Origin of the sequence: Larkinella punicea, assembly GCF_003334855.1 — a bacterium.
Classification (GTDB): domain Bacteria; phylum Bacteroidota; class Bacteroidia; order Cytophagales; family Spirosomataceae; genus Larkinella; species Larkinella punicea.
In genome coordinates, this window is record NZ_QOWE01000004.1 from 52,591 (window position 1) to 74,905 (window position 22,315).

At 51.9% G+C, this 22,315-nt stretch carries 21 protein-coding genes; 11 read left to right on the forward strand and 10 right to left on the reverse strand.

The window, feature by feature from the left end:
* Positions 1-50 precede the first annotated feature (50 nt).
* Complete coding sequence (locus DUE52_RS05485) at positions 51-1,205, forward strand: acyl-CoA dehydrogenase family protein (RefSeq protein WP_114404978.1); 1,155 nt, start codon at positions 51-53, stop codon at positions 1,203-1,205.
* 27 nt (positions 1,206-1,232) lie between these two features.
* Here DUE52_RS05485 and DUE52_RS05490 read toward each other — a convergent pair whose 3' ends face one another.
* The 3 genes from DUE52_RS05490 to DUE52_RS05500 form a co-directional block, all read right to left on the reverse strand.
* The gene (locus DUE52_RS05490) at positions 1,233-2,375 is read right to left on the reverse strand and encodes a serine hydrolase domain-containing protein (RefSeq protein ID WP_114404979.1); all 1,143 of its coding nucleotides are present in this window, start codon (positions 2,373-2,375) and stop codon (positions 1,233-1,235) included.
* A gap of 90 nt (positions 2,376-2,465) precedes the next feature.
* Positions 2,466-3,047 (reverse strand): hypothetical protein, encoded by a 582-nt coding sequence (locus tag DUE52_RS05495; RefSeq protein WP_114404980.1) that lies wholly within the window; start codon positions 3,045-3,047, stop codon positions 2,466-2,468.
* Between the two features lie 146 nt (positions 3,048-3,193).
* Entirely contained in the window at positions 3,194-4,060 is an 867-nt protein-coding gene (locus DUE52_RS05500) for a LytR/AlgR family response regulator transcription factor (RefSeq protein WP_165840868.1), read from the reverse strand.
* Between the two features lie 286 nt (positions 4,061-4,346).
* Between DUE52_RS05500 and DUE52_RS05505 the strand changes: the two genes are divergently transcribed.
* A complete protein-coding gene (locus tag DUE52_RS05505; protein WP_114404982.1) occupies positions 4,347-5,264 on the forward strand; it encodes an SPFH domain-containing protein in 918 nt (305 codons plus the stop codon).
* A 4-nt stretch (positions 5,265-5,268) separates the two neighbouring features.
* A complete protein-coding gene (locus DUE52_RS05510) occupies positions 5,269-5,736 on the forward strand; it encodes an NfeD family protein (protein WP_114404983.1) in 468 nt (155 codons plus the stop codon).
* A 49-nt stretch (positions 5,737-5,785) separates the two neighbouring features.
* Here DUE52_RS05510 and DUE52_RS05515 read toward each other — a convergent pair whose 3' ends face one another.
* Both DUE52_RS05515 and pafA read right to left on the reverse strand, forming a co-directional pair.
* Positions 5,786-6,430, reverse strand: coding sequence for a hypothetical protein (locus tag DUE52_RS05515; protein WP_133299771.1), 645 nt, complete (start codon positions 6,428-6,430; stop codon positions 5,786-5,788).
* A 104-nt stretch (positions 6,431-6,534) separates the two neighbouring features.
* Positions 6,535-8,187, reverse strand: coding sequence for an alkaline phosphatase PafA (pafA, locus tag DUE52_RS05520; protein WP_114404985.1), 1,653 nt, complete (start codon positions 8,185-8,187; stop codon positions 6,535-6,537).
* A 99-nt stretch (positions 8,188-8,286) separates the two neighbouring features.
* Between pafA and DUE52_RS05525 the strand changes: the two genes are divergently transcribed.
* Positions 8,287-9,018, forward strand: coding sequence for a fatty acid desaturase (locus tag DUE52_RS05525; protein WP_114404986.1), 732 nt, complete (start codon positions 8,287-8,289; stop codon positions 9,016-9,018).
* A gap of 65 nt (positions 9,019-9,083) precedes the next feature.
* Here DUE52_RS05525 and DUE52_RS05530 read toward each other — a convergent pair whose 3' ends face one another.
* The gene (locus tag DUE52_RS05530; protein ID WP_114405232.1) at positions 9,084-10,058 is read right to left on the reverse strand and encodes a polyprenyl synthetase family protein; all 975 of its coding nucleotides are present in this window, start codon (positions 10,056-10,058) and stop codon (positions 9,084-9,086) included.
* 252 nt (positions 10,059-10,310) lie between these two features.
* Here DUE52_RS05530 and DUE52_RS05535 point away from each other — a divergent pair, with 252 nt between their 5' ends.
* Positions 10,311-11,228 carry a patatin-like phospholipase family protein gene (locus DUE52_RS05535; protein ID WP_114404987.1) on the forward strand — a complete coding sequence of 306 codons (918 nt, stop codon included), beginning with the start codon at positions 10,311-10,313 and terminating at the stop codon, positions 11,226-11,228.
* 2 nt (positions 11,229-11,230) lie between these two features.
* Here DUE52_RS05535 and DUE52_RS05540 read toward each other — a convergent pair whose 3' ends face one another.
* Positions 11,231-12,100: a glycerophosphodiester phosphodiesterase family protein gene (locus tag DUE52_RS05540; protein ID WP_114404988.1), complete on the reverse strand. Its 870-nt coding sequence runs from the start codon at positions 12,098-12,100 to the stop codon at positions 11,231-11,233.
* 63 nt (positions 12,101-12,163) lie between these two features.
* A complete protein-coding gene (locus DUE52_RS05545) occupies positions 12,164-15,550 on the reverse strand; it encodes a TonB-dependent receptor (RefSeq protein ID WP_114404989.1) in 3,387 nt (1,128 codons plus the stop codon).
* 385 nt (positions 15,551-15,935) lie between these two features.
* Between DUE52_RS05545 and selD the strand changes: the two genes are divergently transcribed.
* The 6 genes from selD to DUE52_RS05575 all read left to right on the forward strand — a co-directional run bounded on the left by selD (position 15,936) and on the right by DUE52_RS05575 (position 20,510).
* Positions 15,936-16,982: a selenide, water dikinase SelD gene (gene selD, locus DUE52_RS05550; RefSeq protein ID WP_114404990.1), complete on the forward strand. Its 1,047-nt coding sequence runs from the start codon at positions 15,936-15,938 to the stop codon at positions 16,980-16,982.
* 103 nt (positions 16,983-17,085) lie between these two features.
* Positions 17,086-17,856 carry an alpha/beta fold hydrolase gene (locus DUE52_RS05555; protein ID WP_114404991.1) on the forward strand — a complete coding sequence of 257 codons (771 nt, stop codon included), beginning with the start codon at positions 17,086-17,088 and terminating at the stop codon, positions 17,854-17,856.
* A 66-nt stretch (positions 17,857-17,922) separates the two neighbouring features.
* A complete protein-coding gene (locus DUE52_RS05560) occupies positions 17,923-18,624 on the forward strand; it encodes an SAM-dependent methyltransferase (RefSeq protein ID WP_114405233.1) in 702 nt (233 codons plus the stop codon).
* 20 nt (positions 18,625-18,644) lie between these two features.
* Positions 18,645-19,286: an MBL fold metallo-hydrolase gene (locus tag DUE52_RS05565; RefSeq protein ID WP_114404992.1), complete on the forward strand. Its 642-nt coding sequence runs from the start codon at positions 18,645-18,647 to the stop codon at positions 19,284-19,286.
* Between the two features lie 184 nt (positions 19,287-19,470).
* Positions 19,471-20,076, forward strand: coding sequence for an RNA polymerase sigma factor (locus tag DUE52_RS05570; RefSeq protein ID WP_114404993.1), 606 nt, complete (start codon positions 19,471-19,473; stop codon positions 20,074-20,076).
* A gap of 53 nt (positions 20,077-20,129) precedes the next feature.
* Entirely contained in the window at positions 20,130-20,510 is a 381-nt protein-coding gene (locus tag DUE52_RS05575) for a hypothetical protein (RefSeq protein ID WP_114404994.1), read from the forward strand.
* Here the strand turns inward: DUE52_RS05575 and DUE52_RS05580 are convergent.
* Positions 20,494-20,922, reverse strand: a complete 429-nt coding sequence (locus DUE52_RS05580; RefSeq protein ID WP_114404995.1) for a type 2 periplasmic-binding domain-containing protein — start codon at positions 20,920-20,922, stop codon at positions 20,494-20,496. The genes DUE52_RS05575 and DUE52_RS05580 overlap by 17 nt on opposite strands.
* Entirely contained in the window at positions 20,919-22,220 is a 1,302-nt protein-coding gene (locus DUE52_RS05585) for a caspase family protein (protein WP_114404996.1), read from the reverse strand. Before DUE52_RS05585 ends, DUE52_RS05580 begins: the two co-directional genes overlap by 4 nt.
* Positions 22,221-22,315: the final 95 nt, after the last annotated feature.

The following is a 22,315-nucleotide window of genomic DNA, read 5'->3' on the forward strand; positions in this document are numbered from 1 at the left end:
TAAATTATTATTAAAATCATCGTAAAAGTGCCACACAGCATAGCTCGTTCATGACTTCAGAAATTGTAGAAAACCAAGTAGACGACAGTTCGCAACTGATTGCCCAAACCGTCCGCGATTTTGCCACCCGCCAGATCCTGCCATATGTTCGGGAATGGGATGAGTCGCAGCATTTTCCGGTCGAAACCATGCGCCAGTTGGGCGAATTGGGGCTTCTGGGCATTCTGGTCCCGGAAGAATACGGCGGCTCCGGACTGGGTTACCGGGAATACGTCGGTGCGATTGTTGAATTAGCCAAAGTAGACGGGGCCATCGGCCTGTCGATGGCGGCACATAACTCCCTCTGTACGAACCACATTCTGCTCTTTGGCAGTCCGGCGCAAAAGCAGTTGTATTTACCCAAACTGGCCACCGGCGAGTGGATTGGTGCCTGGGGGCTAACGGAACCCAACACCGGTTCCGATGCCGGTAACATGCGAACTGTGGCCGTTCGCGACGGGGACGACTGGGTGCTGAATGGCTCCAAAAATTTCATCACGCACGGAAAAAGCGGGAATGTGGCCGTAGTCATTGCCCGAACGGGTGAGCCCAATACCGCCCACAATGCCACGGCTTTTGTGGTGGAACGCGGCACACCCGGTTTTTCGGGTGGTAAAAAAGAAGACAAGCTCGGCATGCGGGCATCCGAAACGGCGGAAATGCTGTTTCAGGATTGCCGCATTCCTGACAGCCAGCGGCTCGGTGCGGTGGGCGACGGTTTTGTGCAATCGCTGAAAATTCTGGACGGCGGGCGGATTTCGATTGCGGCCCTGAGCCTCGGCATTGCGCTGGGTGCCTACGAACACGCCCTGAAATACGCCCAGGAACGGGAACAGTTTGGCCAGGCGATTGCCCGGTTTCAGGCCATTGCGTTCAAACTCGCCGATTTAGCCACCACCATCGAAGCCGCCAAACTCCTCACCTACCAGGCCGCCGATTTGAAGGACGCCGGAAAGCCGGTCACGAAGGAATCGGCGATGGCCAAACTCTACGCGTCGGAAGTGGCCGTGAAAGCCGCCGACGAAGCCGTGCAGATTTTTGGCGGCTACGGCTATACGAAAGATTTTCCGGTCGAGAAATACTACCGCGACGCCAAGCTTTGCACCATCGGCGAAGGAACCAGCGAAATTCAGCGGCTGGTCATTTCACGACTGATCCTGAAATAGAAAGGGCGGGAACGCTTCCCGCCCTTTCTATTTCAGGAATTTCTCCACAAACGATTTATCCGAACCTCCGCCGTTGTTGTTAAAAATGACATACAGGCCCTTTTTATCGGGAAAATAAAACCAGTTGGCGTCAACACCCAGCAGCGTCCCGTTGTGCCCCCAACCCGTACCCAGCTCGGCCGAAGAATACGATTCCAGGCCCAAACCGTATTCATTCGTACCCTTGCGGACGGGCTGAACCGTCATCATTTCCTGCACCGACGCCGGACGGATGATTTTCCCGGCAAAGAACGCGTCGCTGAATTTCAGCAAATCGCCGGCGGTTGAAATCAGACCGCCGTTGGCCTGACCGTCGGCATCGGCGCGGTCGATGGCCGTCACATCCATGAGTTTTCCGTTGGCATAAAAATCGTTGTAGCCCCGGATCACGTTGCGGTCGTCGCGCCGGTCGAGGTAGGTGTGGGTGAGACCAAAAGGCGTCAAAATCACCTCCTCCAAAACCGCCTGCAGGCTCTTTCCCCGGATTTTTTCGATCACTTTACCCAATAACCAGAAATTGGTATTCGAATACTGAAAACGATCGCCCGGCTGAAAAACCAGTACCCGGCCATAAACATACCGTTGCAGAATTTCGTCGGTCGATTGCTGAACCCGACGGTGCGGATTGTTCAACAGATCGAGCTGATACTGAAGGTCGTCGTTCGTCGGATCAACCAAACCGCTGGTGTGGGCCATCAGGTGCTGAACCGTGATGTGCTCCGCATCCGGAATGTTGCCGTTCACCTCGGGCAACAGCGCAGCCAGGTTGTCTTCCAGACGCAGTTGCCCTTCTTCCTTCATTTTCATGACCACCGTCGCCACCAACGCTTTGGTGATGCTGCCGGTTCGGAATTGATCGGTGATGCGAAGGTCGGTCTGGTGTTCCAGATTGGATTTACCAACGGCACCAATCCAAACGGGCTCGTCGGCACGTTTCAGCAACATGAGGGAACCGGGGATGTTCCACTTCCGGCGAAAATCCGCCAGTTCTTTCCGGTAAAGCTGGTTTTTAGGATGATTGGCATATTCGTCTGTCGAACCGGGTTCAGTAGTCGGTTTGAGAACGGGTTCGGTTTCGCACGCCAGGAGCAGCAGTGCCGCGAATGCACTGAAAATCAATTGCTTTTTCATTAGTTGTTGTTTAGTGAGAAGTAAGAGGTGAGACAAGAGAAGTGAGACTGATTTTTTTAGGTCTCTTCTCTCACTTCTATCGTCTTTTTTCTAGTTGAACAGAAACCTTGTGCCCAGATGCAGGGCCTGGTGGGGTAGTAAAATTTCACGGAACGGCATTTCGCCAAAGAGTTCGTAGCGGGCAAATACCGTCGTTCGGTGGTGGAAACGATACCCCAGACCGGCGTTCACCGTTGGCATGAATTTGAGTTGCGTCGCCGGGGCTTTGCGGTACTCACCCGTGTTCGAATCCTGTGTGTAGGAAGGTGAAACCGGTCGCACCAGCAAGGCTCCTCCCCCCAGAAATGCATCGGCATAGAGCCCCCCGAAGTACTTCCGGAAACCGAATTCTGAGTTGACAAACAAACCGGTTTGCACCCGCGGATGGCGGTAATAGCCTATGTTCAGGGTCTGGATGAGTTGCGAACCGGGGCGGTTGCGGTAATATAGCTCGGTTCCGATTTTGATTCCAATACCACCCGTCTGAATGTGTTTCAAGGTTGGCAAACTAATGGATTCCGAGAAAAGACTGAGGGTAATTGGAAAACCGTTTCGGGTTGCGGTTGGCTTCTGCGCCTTCACCGTCGTGACGGCCAGCAGCAGCATGACCAGGTAGACTTGTACTGTTTTCATGGCATTGTTCAGCAGTTGTTGTTGACTGCAAAATTGGCCCTAAAAATGATGCCAAGGCGGTTTTTGACCGCCCACCGGTCGTTGTTCCGGGCTGAATGGCCGAAATGAAAACGCGAATGGTGGATAAAAGCGCGGAGATTTTGGGGTTACGATCCCATCCACTGCCGAAATTCGGACACACGCCGACGGCTGACGGCCACCTCTTCGGAGTGACTGGGGTGAAGATGCAGCACCAACCGCCCGGAACCGTCATTTTCGACCTTCCGGATGGCGCTTCGGTGGGTAATGAACTGGCGGTTGAGCCGAAAAAAAACATCGACGGGCAACCGCTCACTGAGTTGTTCCAGCGTGGCATCGACGGTGAACGACTGGCTATCGACGGTTTTGACGATGCTGGTTTCGTTGGTAATAAAAATGTAGGCAATCTGCTCCATTGAAACCGGAACGAACCCTTTCCCCTGGTTCACCAACAAGGTTTTCAGGGCTGGATTGCGGTTTTCTGCGGGTTCGGGCTGGAGTGCCGGTTCGGTCCGTACACCGGCGAGTTGCTGGCGCAATTCGGCAACGGTCTGGCGGTGGTAGGTCCGCATCCAGTACATGGTGTAGGCCATGTGCAGAATGACGATGAAAAGGAGTCCAATCGGAACATCGTTGGAAATGGTGATCGACAGGTCGAACGGCGGGGGCCTTTTCAGGATAAACTTATTGTAGATCAGGCTAAAAACGGCGATGATAAAACCCGTCGAAGCCAACGCCAGACCGCCCTGAGTCACCAGCCGTTGCAGCGGTTGGGTCGCCCAGGAATACCGTACATCCATTTTTCGGATCAGCCAGCGGTTGAACTCCCAGAGAATGACATTCACCCCCATGATGACGGCCACATCAAGGTAAAAAAGCGGATTCAGGAACAAATCGCCGAGGGGAGCCGGATCGCCGATGAACCGGAACAGCACCGCCCAGATCGGAATGCCGATCAGGCGAACCCAGCGGTCGGGGTAGTGAATAACAGACATTTGGATTACAGGTGGACTTGACAGACTTCCCGTTGCCAACGGAACCGCGCCCATCCAGCGGCTGATTACTACCGCAAATTAATCTAATTTTTCCATCCAGCCCCACAACCTTTCATTTACGGTTTTTTCTGCCTATCATCACAGTGCTTGGAGATATGCGTCTATTTTTCCGAGATTTAGTCAAGACAAAAGACGTGAGACCAGAGAATAGAGCCACTCCTGTCTTGTATCTCTTGTCTTACGTCTCACTTCTATCCTCTTTTATTCACTTAACCTTAACTCTCTTATGGGATATGTTTTTTTAACCCTTGTTGTTCTGGCCCTTTTAGTGGTTTTCATGACGGTGAAGGTCGTGCCGCAACAAACCGCCTATGTGGTGGAACGACTGGGTAAATTTCTGGCGGTTCTGCAGCCGGGCATTACGTTTATCATTCCTTTTTTCGACCGGGTTGCTTACAAGCACAGTTTAAAAGAAACCGCCCTCGATATTCCCGAACAAATCTGTATCACCCGCGACAACGTGCAGGTGCGCGTCGATGGCGTCATTTTTATTCAGATTGTCGATCCGCAGAAAGCGTCGTACGGAATTGCCGATTACCGGTTTGCCGTCATTCAGTTGTCGCAGACCACGATGCGGAGTGAAATGGGCAAAATCGAGCTGGACAAGACGTTTGAAGAACGGACGACGCTGAATCAGGCGGTGGTTCGGGCCATCGACGAAGCCGCCATTGGCTGGGGTGTCAAAGTGTTGCGCTACGAAATCAAGAACATTACGCCCCCCCAGTCCGTTTTGAACGCGATGGAGAAGCAGATGCAGGCCGAACGCGAAAAACGGGCGGTGATTCTGCAATCGGAGGGCGAAAAGCAATCGGCCATCAACATTGCCGAGGGGCAAAAACAGAAGGTTGTGCTCGAATCGGAAGGGGTGCGGCTTCGGCAAATCAACGAAGCGTCGGGCGAAGCGGAAGCCATCAAATCCATCGCCGATGCCACCGCCGAAAGCATCCGGAAAGTGGCGGCTGCGATCAACGACGAGGGCGGTATGGATGCCGTCCAACTCCGGGTGGCCGAACAACTGGTCGATCAGTTTGGCAACCTGGCCCGCACCAACAACACGCTGATTCTGCCCGCCAACTTCGGGGATCTGGCGTCGATTATTTCAACCGCTATGACGGTCGTTAAACACCAGGACAAAAAATCATAAAGCGATGGACTTCATCACCTGGCCTCAATTGTGGGTTGTTTTGGGCATTCTGTTCCTGATTGCCGAGCTACTCAGTGTTTCGTTTGTTTTCGCCTTCCTCAGCGTTGGCGCGTTCGTTACGGCCCTGGTCACCTGGCTGGGCGTAACGCCGGAAGTAAGCGCCCAGTTGTTCGCGTTTGCGGCCATCACACTGTTGACACTGGTCACGGGCCGAAAACCGCTCCGGCGCTGGTTTGAATCCCGCACCCGAAAACAGGAATACGTCGAATCGGTGGGCGACAAAGCCACGGTTGTCGAAACCATCCCGGCCTCCGGCGAAGGCCGGATTTTCTACCGCGGCACGGAATGGACGGCGGTTTCGGAAAACGACGAATCGATCATGGCGGGTCGGCCGGTAGTGATCAAAAAAATGGAAGGCAGCCGGGTTATAGTAGGACATTCAGATGCTATTTTCATCCATGGAACGGATTAACCTATCGGTTGGAGATATTATGTCGGCAAGAAAATAAGAGGATACCAATTCAATTCAGCACTATGTTATTGTATGCGCTAGTTGCTTCAATAACATAAATAATTTTTTTATTCAATAAAGTATCTTTATAAACGCTGTGTTCCTCTCTATTAAAAGATTTATCTTTCCAATATAAACTATGCTGAATGTAGATGTACTTTTCATGATTAGTTCTCCTTCCTAACATAAATGTAACTTTATTCTCTTTACACACTTTAAAAGAAATTCTTTTAACAGCTAATTCACTCCATATGTTATCGTTTTCTTGTAAAAGAAATGTAGGAATTTTAGGAATACTATCGCTCGGTAGATGATTGTACGGAAAGGAATAACAATCTTCAAAATGGGTAATCGTCCTATATATTGTGTCTGATTTATTTTCTATCAGCACTCTATACTGTAAATTAGTACCATTTATTGAGTTTATAATTGTATCACTTTTTTCGGCCAAAAAACTCATAAGCTTTTCATAAAGAGCTGTATTACTTATTATTTCTTTATTAAATGGTTCTTTTTCTATTTCCTCTTTTTCTTGTTCAATTGTAGGTAATTCTTCACTATACCATACTAAGTCAATTATACGAGGTAAAAGCATTATCCCCAGAACAAATAAACTAAACATAACTAAGCAACCGCTCATAGGTTTTCCATTCATACTATAAAAAATTGGTGACCACTGCATTTCTGACGAAAGAGAAATACAATAGTCACCAATCTAAAACAACTTATTTTATTATTCTACTTATTTCATATCCAATCTTACTTCATCGCTTCCGCCACCGGATCACCAATGTTTCCGCTGGGCTCCAGAATGTGCAGGAGTGCCGAAACCGTGGAGGCAATGTCGGCAATGTGCGTCCGGCGGGTGGTTTCGCCGGGTTTGATGCCCCAGCCGTAAAAAACCAGCGGGACGTGCGTATCGTAGTTATAGAGCGTTCCGTGCGAGGTGCCGCCCTTCCGGTAGCCTTCCAGCCAGCCAGGTTGCGTCACCAGGTACAGATCTCCGCTTCGTCGGGGGTTGTAAACATTCCGAAGCAAAGGCAACCAGTATTCCGGCACGGAGTTCGAGTTGATGTCGTGCAGGTTGAGCACATTCTGAATACCCGGATTTTTCAATAAGGCCATCCGCACCACTTCGGTAGCCTCGGCCACTTTCACTTTCTTTTCCCGCAGCAGGTCGTGGTTCAGGTATACCTGCGCATTGGAATTGCCGATGACCCATTTCCCGGGGCCAAACGCGTCCGTCAGCGCCTTGTCGGTGGCCGCACTCACGTCTTTTCCTTCCAGAAAACCGCCCGGTATATTCAGGCTCTGCGAGTAGGCCGGGTTGTCGGCGGCACCGTGGTCGGCGGATAAAAACGTGAAATAGTTCCCTTTTCCGACCTGGGCATCCAGCGCATTCAGCAGGTCTGCCATCACTTTGTCCAGGCGCAGGTATTCATCTTCGATTTCAATGGAGGTCGGACTGAACCGGTGACCAATGGCATCGGGTGACGAAAAACTGACGCAGAGAAAATCGGTCTCGCTGCCTTTTCCCATATTCTCGCCTTTCAAAGCGGCTATAGCCATTTCTTTCGTCAACACATCGCCAAACGGGCTGGTGCGCAGGGCTTCGTATTTACTGCCGAGCGACGCAATGGCCTGGTGCGGAAACACGGCTTTGGGTTCGCCGGTCAGCGGGTTCTCAAACGGCGTGTCATCGGCGGTGCTTTCCGTATATTGATCGATCGGCAGGGTGGTTTCCCAGGTTTGCGTCAGGTATTTGTCCGACAGTTTGAGGGCGTTGAAGTCCTTCGCCCACTGCGGTAGTTCTTTCATGTAGAACGTGCTCGAAATCCAGCTTCCGTCCTTCGAGTCGAACCAGTAGGCTGCATTCGCGGCATGTCCGGCGGGCAGGATCGAACCCCGGTCTTTCATCGCAACGCCAATGACTTTCGAACGACCCTGCGTGGCCACTTTCAACTGATCCGTCACGGTCGTTACCAGCAGGTTGCGCGGAGACATCCGCCCGGCCGACGACGTATTTCCGACCGATCGTACCGTCGAATCTTCCACACAATACACCGTTCGTTCAGCGGCCCGGTCGTACCAGTCGTTGCCCACAATTCCGGAAATGGCCGGGGCCGAACCCGTGTATACGTGCGTGTGGCCGGGGGCCGTAATCGTGGCCGCATAATGGTAGTGATTATTGCGGGCATTAAAACCGTCCCGCATCATCCGTTTGAAACCGCCTTCCGAATATTTATTGTAAAACCGGTACAAATAATCATACCGCATCTGGTCGACGATAATGCCAACCACCAGCTTCGGGCGGCTCAGGGTGGTTGAAGGGTTGGCTGCTTTTTTGGGAGCAGGTTGCGCAAACACCCAAACGGGTGCAAGCAAAAATAAGGCTAAACGGACTAGTTTCATGCCAATGGGAAGGGACTATGGAGAATGAGTCGGGTTATAACCCCAAAAGTAATGAACATTTCTGGTACGCGGGTCGTTAGCCGATAAATGAATTGTTAAATGGTCACTTCCGCAATTTCGTTTAAACCGACCCAAATCGGCAACCGGGGCCTTTATTTTGCTGCGGCCATTCTGCTGAGCTGGCTGGTCATGCTGGTTTTTCTGCTGAACTACCCGATCAACTGGCAGAATCCGCTGGTTTATGTTTTCGTGCTGGTTCAAACCCACCTCTACACCGGCGTTTTCATTACCGCCCACGATGCCATTCACGGCGTGGTGGCTCCCCACAACAAGCGATTGAACAACGCCATCGGCTTTCTGTGTGCCACGTTGTTTGCCTTCAATAACTACAACCAACTCAGCCGCAAACACCACCTGCACCACAAACACTCGGCCACCCTCGACGACCCCGACTACCACGACGGCAATCCCGGTTTTCTGGCCTGGTATTACAGTTTTCTGAAAGAATATATTTCGGTGTTTCAGATTGTCCTGATGGCGGTTACTTATAACGTGCTGAAGCTCTGGTTTCCGATGGAAAATCTGATCGCTTTCTGGATGGTTCCGGCGGTGTTGAGCACGTTCCAGCTCTTTTATTTCGGCACCTATCGCCCCCACCGGGGCGAACACCACAACCCGCCCCACAACGCCCGCAGCCAGAAACGTAACCACGTGCTGGCCTTCCTGAGTTGCTATTTTTTCGGCTACCACGCCGAGCACCACGCCTGGCCGTATTTGCCCTGGTGGAAATTGCCGGAAGCGCGGGAATTGGAATTAAAAGTTAAAAGTTAAAAATATTGGCTCCCCACAGTTTAAATGCGTCAGCCTACTTTTAATTTTTAACTTTTCATTTTTAATTATTTACTCCGCTCAATCGTATACTGCACCAGTTGTTCCAGAGAAGTACGATAACGGGAGTCGGGCAGGGTGAACAGAAGGGCTTTGGCTTCGTCGACGTAGCGGGTCATGACGGTGGTGGCGTATTGAATACCGCCCGACTTCTTCACAAAATCAATGACTTCGGCGACACGTTTCGGGTTTTCACTTTCATTCTTGACGATGTTGATCATCCGCCGTTTTTCGACCCATTTCGCGTTGTTCAGCGCGTAAATCAACGGCAACGTCATTTTCTTTTCCTTGATGTCGATGCCGAGCGGTTTGCCCACCTCCTCTTCCCCGTAGTCGAACAGATCGTCTTTGATCTGGAAAGCAATTCCCACTTTTTCGCCGAACATCCGGGCGGTTTCGATCATTTCGGCGCTGGCATCCACCGAGCGGGCACCCACGGCACAACAGGCCGAAATCAGCGATGCGGTTTTCTGGCGGATGATTTCGTAATAAACCGCTTCCGTAATGTCCAGCCGCCGGGCTTTTTCGATCTGGAGCAACTCCCCCTCACTGATTTCGCGAACGGCCTTCGAGACAATTTTCAGCAAATCATAATCGCCGTTGTCGACCGACAGCAGCAGCCCGCGGGAGAGCAGATAATCGCCCACCAGCACGGCAATTTTATTTTTCCAAAGGGCATTGATGGAGAAGAAACCACGACGGTAGTTGGAGTCATCGACCACATCGTCGTGAACGAGCGTCGCCGTGTGCAGCAGTTCGATGAGAGCCGCACCCCGGTGGGTCGATTCGGTAACGGTTCCGCAAACCCCGGCCGTCAGAAAAACAAACATGGGCCGGAGTTGTTTGCCCTTCCGGCGCACGATGTAGTTCATGATCTGGTCCAGAAGCATGACTTCGCTTTTCATAAACTGCCGGAATTTGTGCTCAAATGTTTCCATTTCGGCAGCAATCGGCGCTTGTATGTCCCGGATCGATAGTGGCATCATTCACATCAGTTCATCGGGTTAGACGAACCGCATTCAGGGCGCAAGTATACCACTCAAACGCGAGATCAGGACAAAACTTCGTAAAAACTTCGCACCCGTTGCAAGATTGGCTCTAAAAATGTAATGTTACGGTTAGTAAAAAATACTTCTAATTTCAAATGTAAAATGATAAATATTAAATGTAAAAGTGCCGAATTCCAGTCATTTTACATTTAGCGTTCATTATTTTACATTTTACATTCTTCTTTTATGCGTGCACTGGTACTAGGGGGCGGTTCGCTCAAGGGGGCTTTTCAGGCGGGGGCGATTCAGGCCATCCTGGAATCCGGTTTTGAGCCCGAAGCGATTTATGGCATTTCGGTGGGGAGTCTCAATGCGGTTTTTCTGGTTCACGAAGCCGGGAAGCAGTTTGCCGAGCACGGTGCCGTCGATTGGCCCAAAGCCGGTCGGCAACTGATCGAATTCTGGATTCGGAACATCACCCAGCCGAAGGACGTGGCCGTGGTTCAGTCAACGCTGGTGATGGGCTACAACACCCTGCTGAGCCGCTTCGATGGCTTGCTGGACACCACGCCCCTTCAAAGCCTGATTCGAACCCACATCAAGCTCCCGGTTCTGGTCAACAGTCCGGTTAAACTGAAAGTGGGCGCGGTCGACATCATCAAGGGCGACATCGTTTATACCAGCAACGACGACGAATCGATCCTGGATTATGTCATCGCCAGCAGTTCCCTGCCGTTTCTGATGCCCGCTGTCTGCGTCGGGAATGACCGCCAGAAGATGTTTCTGGACGGCGGTCTGCGGGAAGTCGCCCCGCTGCGCGAAGCCATCGACGACGGGGCCGACGAACTGGTCTGCGTTGCCTGCCACGCCAAACGGATTTTTACGGAGAAATTCAATTACCGCAGTCTGCTGAATTTAGTCGAGCGGGTGAAGGACATCACGGTCAACCAGATTGTCAACAACGACATTGCCTGGGCAGAACGCTGGATCGAGCGCGAAAAACTCCGGGGCAACGCCATGCACCTGACGCTCGTCCGCCCGAACGAACCGCTGTATCTGAATCTGATGCGGTTTTCTTCGGATGACATCGGACGGCTGATCGTTCAGGGCTACCGCGATGCCACCATTGCGCTGCGGGCGCAGGGAATTGAGCGGAAGGTGTAAGTTTATAGATCCTTGAATAACCGCCAGACCGCCACCGGTCGGTCGGTTGTTAATATATCCGCGCCCGTTTGGAAGATTTTTCTATAGTCGTCGTCCACTTCACTGATCGGTTTTTCATCCAGATTGTCAGGACCGTAGGTGCCTGCCGTACAGGCAATACCGTCCTGATGAACCCGCCGATAAAAATCACTTCCCTGGCGAGCCGCCAACGCAATCAGATGATGCAACGACAAACCCGCTTTTTGGAGCGTTTCACCGTGATCGGCAGTATTGAATCCCAGCGCAATCCAGACATCCGGGTACTCTGTACGCAGTTTTACAGCATCCGCTGTCGAATAGCAAATGACAAAAACACTGTGCAACGCTCCCCGATCCACAATGGCTTTCATCACTTTTCGCAAATCAACCTCCGGTTTGGCGTCGATAGCCATCAACACCTTTCCGGCTCCCCAGCGCAGAACATCGTCGAAAAGCGGAATGCGCTGTCGGGTGGGATGACCCTGTAGATCGCGCAGGAAAACCGCTTTCAGTTCGGCCCAAGTCTGCCCTTTCAATAACCCTTTCCCGGTGGTGGTTCGTTCGATTTCGTCGTCATGCAACAGCACCAGCACACTGTCGGCGGTCATCCGAACATCCATTTCAATGATGGCATCCGGAATTTGCTGAACCGTATGCCGAAAGGTCTCCAGACTATTCTCCGTTTCTGTCATTTCCGGGCCACCCCGATGAGCCAGAATCAGCGGAAATTTCCGATCAGAACGATACGCCAGAACCTGTTCCAATGCTTTTGCCGTGGTATATTTCGATGCGGGCTGTGCCACCAGGCTTACTCCAATCAGCAAAAATGCCCCGGCTAAAATTAACTTTTTCATCGCTTCAAAAAAAACACCCCCGTCGAATCGCTCCGGCGGGGGTGTTGTCTAACTAAGGAGTGCTTAATTAAAGATATACCGGATACCCAACTGAGCCTGATACACCGCGTTCAGGTTCTGGCTGGGAACAAACGAATCTCTCAGCAGAATTCGCTTATCGTCAACGACCTGCGTAGCCAGCCGATAGGTAGGAATACCGGTCGTTGTATTCACACTGGCCAGCGCCAGTGGGTTGAAGGTCGTAACGGTTTTTCCCAGACCCCAGCTATTGTTGAGCAGGTTGGTAACGTTCAGAATATCAGCCCGGAATTGAATCGTGTTGCGTTTGCCTTTGGCACCCACCGCTACATAAAATTCCTGAATAACCGTAAAGTCGAAACGGGTCAGCCAGGGATAGTTACCGCCATTCCGCTCGGCGTACTGACCGCGACGGGTTTTCAGGTAGTCATTTCCTTCGATGTAGGCATTAAAAGCCGTTTGTTGCTGCTCCGGTGAGTAGGTCACGGCACTTGCACCTGATCCAACGGTAAGCGGAGCAAACGTCAGCTCAGAAGCATTTCTCGGCACATACAACAAATCATTGGTCGTTTGACCATCAAAGTTCACATCCTGGTTGTAGGTATACGAGATTTTGCTGCCACTCGTCGAAAGAACGCCCAGTGTGAAGGCAGTCGAACCGCCAAATTTACCGCCGTAGTTCAGCCGGTAATTAAGATACCCCACAATCCGGTGACGCAAATCCTGATCCGAATACGAGGTGGTCAGGTAATTCTGTCCCATCGTTGTCGGCACGTTGGCCTGAACCGTGCTACCCACAAAGGCCAAATCCCGGGCTTCGCCGTAGGTGTACGCCAGCATTCCACCAAACCCACGGGTAGCCGGTTTTTCCAATTTCGCCGTCACGATGTACGAGCTTCCCTTGTTGGTGTTTCTCAACACAAAGGCGTTGGCAATGGCCGTATTGTAATACCGGGCAATGTTTACCGTGTTGGCGGCTCCGCTCCCTGAGCTTGCTACCCCGAAAGCCGGGAAAACCGGACGCGTATCCGGGCCGTTCAGCGTCCGGGTTGGTGCTTTCAGGTTGGCATCGATGTAACGCAGGGCCTGAATGTTTTTGTTGTAAACAAACTCAACCGTACCGATCAACCCCCATGGCAAACGCTGATCGACGGCCAGGTTCGTTTTCCAGATTTGCGGGTATTTCAGGTTTTGATCCGATGCGTTGATAACGTACGGAAGCAGTTTCGTTAAATCAACCGTCGAAGGATCGGGCGGACGAACGGCTGCCGGCAACTGGCTCGGATCGGTAACAAACGGGTACGCCGTCGTATTCTGTACGTTAATAACGGCGGTATTGACCCCGTTATTCCCCAATTGATTGGAAATCAACACTTCCGGAATCCGGGAAACGAAGACACCACTTCCTCCACGAATCTGCGTCGTTTTGTCTCCTTTCACATCCCAGTTAAACCCAACCCGGGGTGACAACAGCAAACGCGCTTTCGGAAATGTTCCGGTCGTGATTTGGTAATTTTTCCCTTCTTCATCCCTAAACGTCAAACCGGCCACAATCGGATTGTTAAAGTTTTCAGCCGTGCTGTTGTCATATTGAAACACATCGCCCCGCAAACCTACTGTCAGCTTGAAGTTCGGCGTTGCCTGAAACTCGTCCTGAATGTAGGCACTGTACAGATTCCGTTTCAGCGTCTGCAAAGGCTCACCACCACCCGGAATCAGCGAATACCGCAAATTATAACGGGCAACCGTTACCGGTGAAGTCGTTGCAGTCGGGTTATTGATCGAGGCTAAAGCCGCTGTCTTGAAGTCGTCGATGGAGTTATACACGTATACCCCTTTCGACGACGGGAAGAACACGTTGTTCGACGTGTAATGTTCGTAGACAACACCAGCCGTCAGGGTATGTCTTCCGGCAAAAAAGCTGAAATTGTCGGTGATGTTCATCGTCGAATAATTCAGCTTGTTGTTCGGGGTAAACGGATCAAACCCAATGGAAGTGTACGTACTTCCGTCCTTCAGAATATCGACGGTTGGAAAAATATCGGTTTTATACGTCCGGTCTTCGTTCTGTTTGTTGTACGTTGCAATGAGGTTGTTGGCAAATTTACCCCCGAAGTTTGAGGTCAGCTCAGCCGCAATCGAGCGGGTGTTATCGGCAATGATGTAGCCGGAGTTTTCCGGTGAAATCGCCAAATCGCTGTTCGTCCGGTTTCCATTCCCCGCCGTGTTGCTACTGTTACTGTTGCTGATGATGGAGCCTGATTCCGAATTGTGGTGTGAATACCGTACCGACAGTTTGTGCTGGTCGTTGATGTTGTAATCCAGACGGATCAAGCCTTTCCGGCTTTTCACATCGTTGTTGAAGCCATCATAGGCTCCCAGACTCCGGCCAAAATTCGTTTGCATAAACTGATCCAGATCACGCATATCGGTTTCGGTTACCCGCGAAACGTTACCACCGCCCTGGCCACGGTCAAGACTCCACAGCAAAGCTGGCGTGCTGCTGTCAAACATCTCGCCGTTAACGAAGAAAAACAGTTTGTTCTTGATCAGCGGACCGCCCAACCGAAAACCGTACGTTTTCTCGTTGATGTTGGGTTTGGGTGTAATTTCATCCCCATCGGCTTTTTTGCCCACCAGGCTGTTGTTCCGAAACAGGTGATAAACCGAACCCGAGAATTCGTTCGTACCGGAACGGGTGACAGCGTTGATCCCCGCGCCCGTAAAACCCGATTGACGAATGTCGAAAGGGGCCACGTTCACCTGAATCTGGTCGATGGCGTCCAGCGAAACCGCCGTTGTTCCGGTCCGGCCACCGGCCAGTGCCGAGCTACCCAAACCGAATCCGTTGTTGAAAACCGACCCGTCGATGGTGAAGTTGTTGAAACGGGGATCCTGTCCGGCAAACGACTGCCCGTTTCCGTAGGCGTTGTATTTGGTAACGTCGGTCAGCGTCCGGTTAATGGTTGGAATCGTGTTGATGGCTTCCCGTCCGAATGAAGCAGCCGCTCCGGTCCGGTCCGAGCTGAAGATATCACTCCGGCTACCCGACACGACGATTTCAGAAAGCTGGGTGCTTTCGTCGGCCATGGCAAAATCAACGTTTGCGGCCGTTCCCAGACTCGCAAAAATGTCGGCCTTGGCCTGTTCTTTAAAGCCAACGAAGGTCGAGGTCACCGTATACGGCCCACCCACCCGAACGTTGGGGAAAGTGTAACGCCCTTCTCCGTTGGTAATGGTTCCGTAGCGCGTACCGGAAGGCGTGTGAATCGCCACGATCGTCGCACCCGGAAGCCCGTCTCCCTTCTGATCTTTCACAAAACCGGCAATGGAAGAAGAAGTCACCTGTGCCTGCACATCTCCGCCAGACAGCACAAAGGCCAGCCCGCACAGGAACGCTACCAGGTAGATAGACAGTAATTTTCTGTTCATAAAAATGGTTGATTTGGTTAAATTTGGTTTGAAGTGTATCCGACAACCTGCTACAGTTCTCCACAAAGAAACGACATTTTTTTTTGTGACTCAAGTAGCAGTTCTTAGTAAAGTACCAAAATAACATTTATACAAACAAGCTTTCTACAAAAACTCCATAAATCTGTTTTTATCGTTCAATTTCGCCACATTATTTTTATGTTACCATTGCGTTAAGCCATCGTCTGTTTTTGCACCCATTTTAGATAATCTTCTACTATCCAGATATTTACCAAATATTCTGAACATCATCCGCCGTCCTGCAATAGCGACTTTTTAAACCTTTCTTTTTATCTTTCTGTAGTACTAAAAGGAAAACCGCATGGCGGTTACAACACGTACGGACATGATTCAACAAACGGAAATATACAAACTGGCTCAATTCAGCCGTGACGCTGGTTTTGGCGGCAAAATTGACCCAAACGTTCTTCACACGCTGCTGAACGCCCCAACGTCTTCCCTCCCCGACTTCCCCAACCTACTCGTGGGTGCCGATCACCGCGACGATGCCGCCGTCCTGGAAACGGGCCACGGTGAAGCCGTCGTCAGCACCACCGATTTCTTCACGCCCTTCGTGGACGACGCCTACGATTTCGGTCGAATTGCCTCCGCCAACGCCCTCAACAACATCTACGCCATGGGTGGAGAACCGCTGCTGGCGGTGGCCATTCTGGGCTGGCCATTCGATAACATTCCGGCCGAAATTGCCGGTCAAATCCTGGATGGCAGCCGCGCCCTCTGCGCCGAAGCCGGTATTCCGCTGGCGGGCATTCACAGCATCGAAAGCGCGGAGCCATTTTTCGGTTTGGCCGTGACCGGCAAGGTGCGCCTGAACCATTTGAAACAAAACAGCACGGCCACGGAAGGCTGCTGCCTCTACCTGACCAAACCGCTCGGCACCGGTATGCTGGCCACGGCACTGCTAAAAGAAACCCTGAGTGCCGAACACACCGAACTGGCGCTGGGCCAGATGACGAAACTGAATACGTTCGGAACCTTTCTGGGAAAACTGCCGTACGTCAAGGCACTGACGCACGTTTCGGGCTACGGTTTGCTGGGTCACCTGATCACGATGGCCGAAAACAGCGGACTGAGTGCCGAGATCGATTTTCACAAAGTCCCGGTTTTGCCGATGCTGGACGAGTACCGAACGTCGGAAAACATTCCGGATGGCACCCACCGGAACTGGGACCTTTTCGGCGAAAAAACCAGCGAACTGACGGAGGAACAACGGTTTTTGCTGGCCGATCCGCAAATCAGTGGCGGTTTGCTGATTGCCGTCGATCCGCGCAGCGCAACGCTGTTCGAGCAGGTGGCTTTTGAATACAAACTCCATTTGAAAGCCTTCGGACAATTGATCGAAAAAAGCGAAAAAGTCGTTTACGTTCGGTAATCACCCATCGTACTCATGGCGATTCGTCCGTGAAATATCAGGCAATATTCTGTAATTTAGCCCCTGAACCATTCACGGACGAACCGCCGTGGGTACGATTTCTATGAAACTCTACTATCGACAGACCGGCGAAACCGGCACTCCCATCATCATTCTGCACGGTGTTTTCGGCTCGTCCGACAACTGGCTGACCATTTCGAAATCCATTGCCAAACACAACCACCGCGTGTTTCTGGTCGACCAGCGCAACCACGGGCGGTCGCCCCGCAGCGAGGTGTTTAATTACGACGCCATGGCCTCCGATTTGCAGGAATTCATCACCGAGCACCAGTTGGAACAGCCCGTCGTCATCGGTCATTCGATGGGTGGAAAAGCCGTCATGCAGTTTGCGATGGATTATCCCGGGCAGTTCAGCCGGCTGGTGATCGTGGACATTGCCCCCAAATTTTACCCCGTTCACCACGCCGAGTTGATCCGGGGATTGAAAGCCATCGACCTCAAAACCATCAAAAGCCGCAACGACGCCGACGACATTCTGAGCCAGTATGAACCCATTCTGCCCGTTCGGCAATTCCTGCTCAAAAACCTGTTTCGCACCGACGACGGCCAGTTCGACTGGCGGCTCAACCTGCCCGTTATCGAGCAGGAATTGCACGCGATTGGTGGCGAGTTGGCCCACGTCCGGACGGTAACCGAGCCGACGTTGTTCATCCGGGGCGCCAAATCCCGCTACATCAAAGACGAAGACGAGGCCGAAATCAAACGCATTTTTCCGAACAGCACGCTCGAAACCATCGAGGATGCCGGGCATTGGGTGCAGGCCGAAAAACCGGTGGAGTTTGTGGAAATACTGATGCGGTTCCTGGAAAAGTAATCACCTTATTCGGTTCTTTGCAAACCGGTCCGCTCGATGTGGATGCGGTTTGCTTCCTTTTTTATCATGCCCATTCTGTATCTTATTCCCACCATACTGGCCGAAAATACCGCCGACCAGGTGCTGTCACCCCAAATCCGCGAGGTGATCAGCCAAACGACGGTGTTTTTTGTCGAAAACGTCCGCACGGCCCGGCGGTTTATCAGCAGTCTGAAAACCGGGGTGGTCATCGACGATCTGCTGTTCTACGACCTCGACAAAGACACGCCCGAAGCCGAAACCAAACAGCAGTTAGCCATTCTGAGACAGCAAAACCGGGATGCGGGCGTTTTGTCCGAAGCGGGCTGCCCCGGCGTGGCCGACCCCGGCGCGGTGGCGGTGCGGCTGGCCCACCAAACGGGCTGGCAGGTTCGGCCACTGGTGGGGCCGTCGTCCATTCTGCTGGCCCTGATGGCGTCGGGCATGAGCGGTCAGTCGTTCGCGTTTCACGGGTATTTATCCATCGAAAAACCGGCCCGGCTTCAGGAAATCAAGCAGTTGGAAATGGACGCCCGCAAACGCCAGCAGACGCAGATTTTCATGGAAACGCCCTACCGCAACAACCACCTGCTGGCCGACATCCTGACGGCCTGCAACCCCGAAACCCGGCTGTGCATTGCCTGCAATCTGACTGCCAAAGACGAGTTGGTCCGAACGCTGAGTATCCGCGAATGGAAGGCCCAAACACCGGACCTGCATAAAAAACCCAGCCTGTTTCTACTTTTATAAGATCGCCTATTTCCTTGATTATGATCCGGATACAAGCTTTTACTTTTAATGCACTGGCTGAAAACACCTACGTTTTGTATGACGAAACCCGCGAAGCAGTTATCATCGATCCCGGTTGTTACGACCAGTCCGAGAAAGAAGTACTAACGGCTTTTATTGCGCAAAACGATCTGAAACCGGTTAAACTGCTCAATACCCACGCCCACATCGACCATGTGCTGGGCAATGCGTTCGTCAAGCGGAAATATGGTGTTGAACTGTATCTGCACGAAAGCGACCTGCCGGTTTTGAAGTCGGCGCAAATCCTGGCGCAGCACTACGGTTTCGGGGCCTATGAGCCGACCGAAGCCGATCATTGGCTGGAAGACGGGCAAACCGTTTCATTCGGAAATTCGGCGTTGGAAGTGCGTTTTGTACCGGGACACGCGCCGGGGCATGTGGCTTTTGTCGGACACGCCGACCGCTTCGTCATCGGGGGCGATGTGCTGTTCCGGGGCAGCGTCGGACGAACCGACTTTCCGCTTTCCGACTTCGATACGCTGGTTCACAGCATCCATACACAACTCTACACCCTGCCCGACGACTACACGGTTTACCCCGGTCATATGGGAACCACGACGATCGGCCAGGAAAAACGAACCAATCCGTTTGTCAGGATATAACGGTCGTTGTCGGTCAAACCGTCTTTTCTTGTTCTTATCGGGATTGCAAATCCTGTTTTACAACCATCCAATAACCAAGCTTGGTACTATTTTGACATATAGTGGGACTTATTTTCAGGAATTCAGATAATACCCTATATTTGATCGGCAAGGCATCTTCCACCATCCGCAGCAAGGGTATGTCATGAATATACTGAATAAAAACCCGGTTGTCCTGGATGAGCCTGACCTCTGGCAGCAATTTAAAAATGGAAACTGCGAAGCTTTTGAGAAGTTAATGGAAAAATATAGCCGGCTGCTTTTCGCATACGGTCATAAATATTCCCACGACTCCGCATTCGTGAAAGCGTGCATTCAGGCTCTTTTTCTGGAATTATGGCAGAAACGGGACACGCTGAACGACACCGTTGGGGAGAAAGTATACCTGCTGGCGTCTCTTCGCCGACACATGCACCGGGCGCTGGAAAACCAACGCTGGCAATCCGGGACTCCACTGGATTGTATCGATCCTTTTTCGGTCGAGTTTTCAGTGCAGGAAAGTCTGGTTGAAGGCGAAACATCCCGCAATGTGGTCTACCGGGTGAAATCCCTCATCGGGCAATTGCCCAAACGACAGCAGGAAGTGGTGTATCTCAAGTTTTTTCAGGGACTGGACCGCGACCACATTGCTACGGTCATGAACATGGCCCCGCAGTCGGTTTTCAACCTGCTCCAGGCCGCCATCAAACAATTGAAAGCCCGGTGGAAAGCCGAATTCTTTGTCGTTTCGCTGGTTCACCTGCTGGGTTGACGGAAATGCAGTCAACCCGTCTCTGATACCTTCACACAGCAAATACGCCACGAATGCCACAGCAATACGCCCCAAACATCGAAAAACTAATCTGGAATGAGACCTTTCGGAAGTGGGTGTTGCAACCCACGCCGGAGAGCGATGCGTTCTGGTACATTTGGCAGATCTCCAACCCCGACCGGGTTTCGGATCTGAAGCTGGCCCATACGGTGGTTGCGGCTTTGCAGGTCAACGATGCTTATTTGGCCGAAACTGAACTTCAACAACTGATTTCGGAGACCATGACGCTCGCCAAAAAGACATCGTCAACCTCCCTGCCAAACCCGGTTTTCCGCTGGTTTCGGTGGCAGCCGCCGGGCTGGTCCGCTCTCGCACGGTTTTTCGTCCGTAAACTGAATTGGAGAAAAAACGGCAGGTTTAGTCCTCCGGGTTGAGCGCCAGTTTTCCATCCGAGCCGAGGTAAATCCGGTAGCGCGATCCCCGCCGAACGGTGTATTTATTGCTCCGAACCGGATCGGTTTTCAGCCGGACAAAAAGCTGGGTGCTGTTGGTGGGGTAAATGCTCACGTTGTTGGCCTTGATCGTAAAAGCCGTCCACTGCTTCATGTCCCGGCTGATTTCGAGCATCGCCGGTTTGCCGTAATCATTCACCAGAATAATACTTTTCTGGCTGTAACTGATTGTCACTTTGCGGGTCGAATCGGGTACGGGGGCGTCGATGAAAAACACCTTGATGTAGCTCACTTCCAGCGTATCGCCCCTGGCCCGGCTGGAATCCGCCCAAAACCGGCTTCCCACCACCGGAAGGCTGCACCCCAAAAAGCCGATGAGCAAAAGCTGCTTCATTCCGATTTGACGGCTAACCGCATTTTGCGTTTGAACAAAAAATCCCCCGCTCCCGGCGTCGAACCTTTGATGTGCCCGTAGGTCGGTTTTTGCCGGATCTGCGTTCGGTTATGAACCTCATTTTTCAGACTGTCGAACAGTTCCTCCGAGGGCAGATACTCCTCCCCGTTCGTGGCCAGCCGTTTGATGAAGTAATCCAGAAAGACACTGTTGTCGGGCACTTCTTCCAACGAACTGCAACTCATGGCTTTGCGGCTTTTCTGGGTATACTTTTCATCCCAGGTTTGCAGTTTCTGGTTGGTCATCACCTGATACGAAACCACCGTGGCCCCGAAACACGCATCGACCACCAGCAACAGATGCTGGGTGCGCATTTCGTTCAAAATCGACACCAGCGCGGCATTCGACAAATAGCTATCCAGATCCTCCTGCTGCGTATCCTGCAACGCCCAGAAACCGGTATTTTCGTCGGTACTGACGCTGTGTCCTGCAAAGAAAATCAGCAGGTTATCATCGCTCAGCAGCCGGTAGGAAAGCGCCGTTAGCGTGTCTTTCACCATTTTTTTGGTGGCATTGGGCAGGTTGGTGATCGATGTAAACTCGTATTTCTGCCGCAACACACTGTCCAGCCGGGCAATGTCGCTGCGGGGGCGATTCAGTTTAATCCGGGCGTCGCTGTAATCGTTGACGCCAATCAAAACCGCGTGGTAGCGGGCGGTCGCCATCGTCGGGCGTTTCACTTTGGCGGGCAGTGGATATTCGTTATTCCGTTCGGATTTTCGAATAATCGAAAGCTCCAGGTCATATTCCGCCAGCGCCATGTTCGGGTTTGAAATGTAAACGAAAATGAATTTCAGACCCGCGTTATCCAGCGACAGTTTGTTGCCGGTATTGTCGGTAAACGCAACGGTTGGGGTGATCGGCACTTTCAACGTTAACTCCCTGAGGGTGTCGACGTTGGCCGACAAAACGGAGTAGGCCGTCGTCTTCGATCCGCTGGTGGCCCGCTCGTCGATGGTGCAGTTTCCGTAACAGTTTCGGATGGAAATAATCAGGTTGCGGTTGGATTTAATGGGTGTCACTTTCACCTGCAGCGTGTCGCCGATCCGTAGTTTGACGTTATCGACATCGATGGGATAAAACCGGTTGAAATGCCGCCCGGAGCCCGTTACACTAAACGCCATCGCCGGAATCGAATCGTTCCTGAACTGAACGAGCGGCTCCACCACCGACTGCCCGCGCGTTGGTAAACATGCCACCCAAAGGCAAATCAAAACCAGGCCAACGAAGGGTTTCATAGGAATAGACAGATTTTCTGCGAATTAAGGTACGGAATCGGGCATTCGGATACAATGACTTTTGTGTAATTGGGCAATTTAGACCCGATCAAAGC

Excerpts from the sequence above, each read along its gene's own strand:
- DUE52_RS05485 (WP_114404978.1), top strand. The coding sequence starts at position 51 with ATGACTTCAGAAATTGTAGAAAACCAAGTAGACGACAGTTCGCAACTG.
- DUE52_RS05490 (WP_114404979.1), bottom strand. The coding sequence starts at position 2,375 with ATGAAAAAGCAATTGATTTTCAGTGCATTCGCGGCACTGCTGCTCCTG.
- DUE52_RS05495 (WP_114404980.1), bottom strand. The coding sequence starts at position 3,047 with ATGAAAACAGTACAAGTCTACCTGGTCATGCTGCTGCTGGCCGTCACG.
- DUE52_RS05500 (WP_165840868.1), bottom strand. The coding sequence starts at position 4,060 with ATGTCTGTTATTCACTACCCCGACCGCTGGGTTCGCCTGATCGGCATT.
- DUE52_RS05505 (WP_114404982.1), top strand. The coding sequence starts at position 4,347 with ATGGGATATGTTTTTTTAACCCTTGTTGTTCTGGCCCTTTTAGTGGTT.
- DUE52_RS05510 (WP_114404983.1), top strand. The coding sequence starts at position 5,269 with ATGGACTTCATCACCTGGCCTCAATTGTGGGTTGTTTTGGGCATTCTG.
- DUE52_RS05515 (WP_133299771.1), bottom strand. The coding sequence starts at position 6,430 with ATGAATGGAAAACCTATGAGCGGTTGCTTAGTTATGTTTAGTTTATTT.
- pafA (WP_114404985.1), bottom strand. The coding sequence starts at position 8,187 with ATGAAACTAGTCCGTTTAGCCTTATTTTTGCTTGCACCCGTTTGGGTG.
- DUE52_RS05525 (WP_114404986.1), top strand. The coding sequence starts at position 8,287 with ATGGTCACTTCCGCAATTTCGTTTAAACCGACCCAAATCGGCAACCGG.
- DUE52_RS05530 (WP_114405232.1), bottom strand. The coding sequence starts at position 10,058 with ATGCCACTATCGATCCGGGACATACAAGCGCCGATTGCTGCCGAAATG.
- DUE52_RS05535 (WP_114404987.1), top strand. The coding sequence starts at position 10,311 with ATGCGTGCACTGGTACTAGGGGGCGGTTCGCTCAAGGGGGCTTTTCAG.
- DUE52_RS05540 (WP_114404988.1), bottom strand. The coding sequence starts at position 12,100 with ATGAAAAAGTTAATTTTAGCCGGGGCATTTTTGCTGATTGGAGTAAGC.
- DUE52_RS05545 (WP_114404989.1), bottom strand. The coding sequence starts at position 15,550 with ATGAACAGAAAATTACTGTCTATCTACCTGGTAGCGTTCCTGTGCGGG.
- selD (WP_114404990.1), top strand. The coding sequence starts at position 15,936 with ATGATTCAACAAACGGAAATATACAAACTGGCTCAATTCAGCCGTGAC.
- DUE52_RS05555 (WP_114404991.1), top strand. The coding sequence starts at position 17,086 with ATGAAACTCTACTATCGACAGACCGGCGAAACCGGCACTCCCATCATC.
- DUE52_RS05560 (WP_114405233.1), top strand. The coding sequence starts at position 17,923 with ATGCCCATTCTGTATCTTATTCCCACCATACTGGCCGAAAATACCGCC.
- DUE52_RS05565 (WP_114404992.1), top strand. The coding sequence starts at position 18,645 with ATGATCCGGATACAAGCTTTTACTTTTAATGCACTGGCTGAAAACACC.
- DUE52_RS05570 (WP_114404993.1), top strand. The coding sequence starts at position 19,471 with ATGAATATACTGAATAAAAACCCGGTTGTCCTGGATGAGCCTGACCTC.
- DUE52_RS05575 (WP_114404994.1), top strand. The coding sequence starts at position 20,130 with ATGCCACAGCAATACGCCCCAAACATCGAAAAACTAATCTGGAATGAG.
- DUE52_RS05580 (WP_114404995.1), bottom strand. The coding sequence starts at position 20,922 with ATGAAGCAGCTTTTGCTCATCGGCTTTTTGGGGTGCAGCCTTCCGGTG.
- DUE52_RS05585 (WP_114404996.1), bottom strand. The coding sequence starts at position 22,220 with ATGAAACCCTTCGTTGGCCTGGTTTTGATTTGCCTTTGGGTGGCATGT.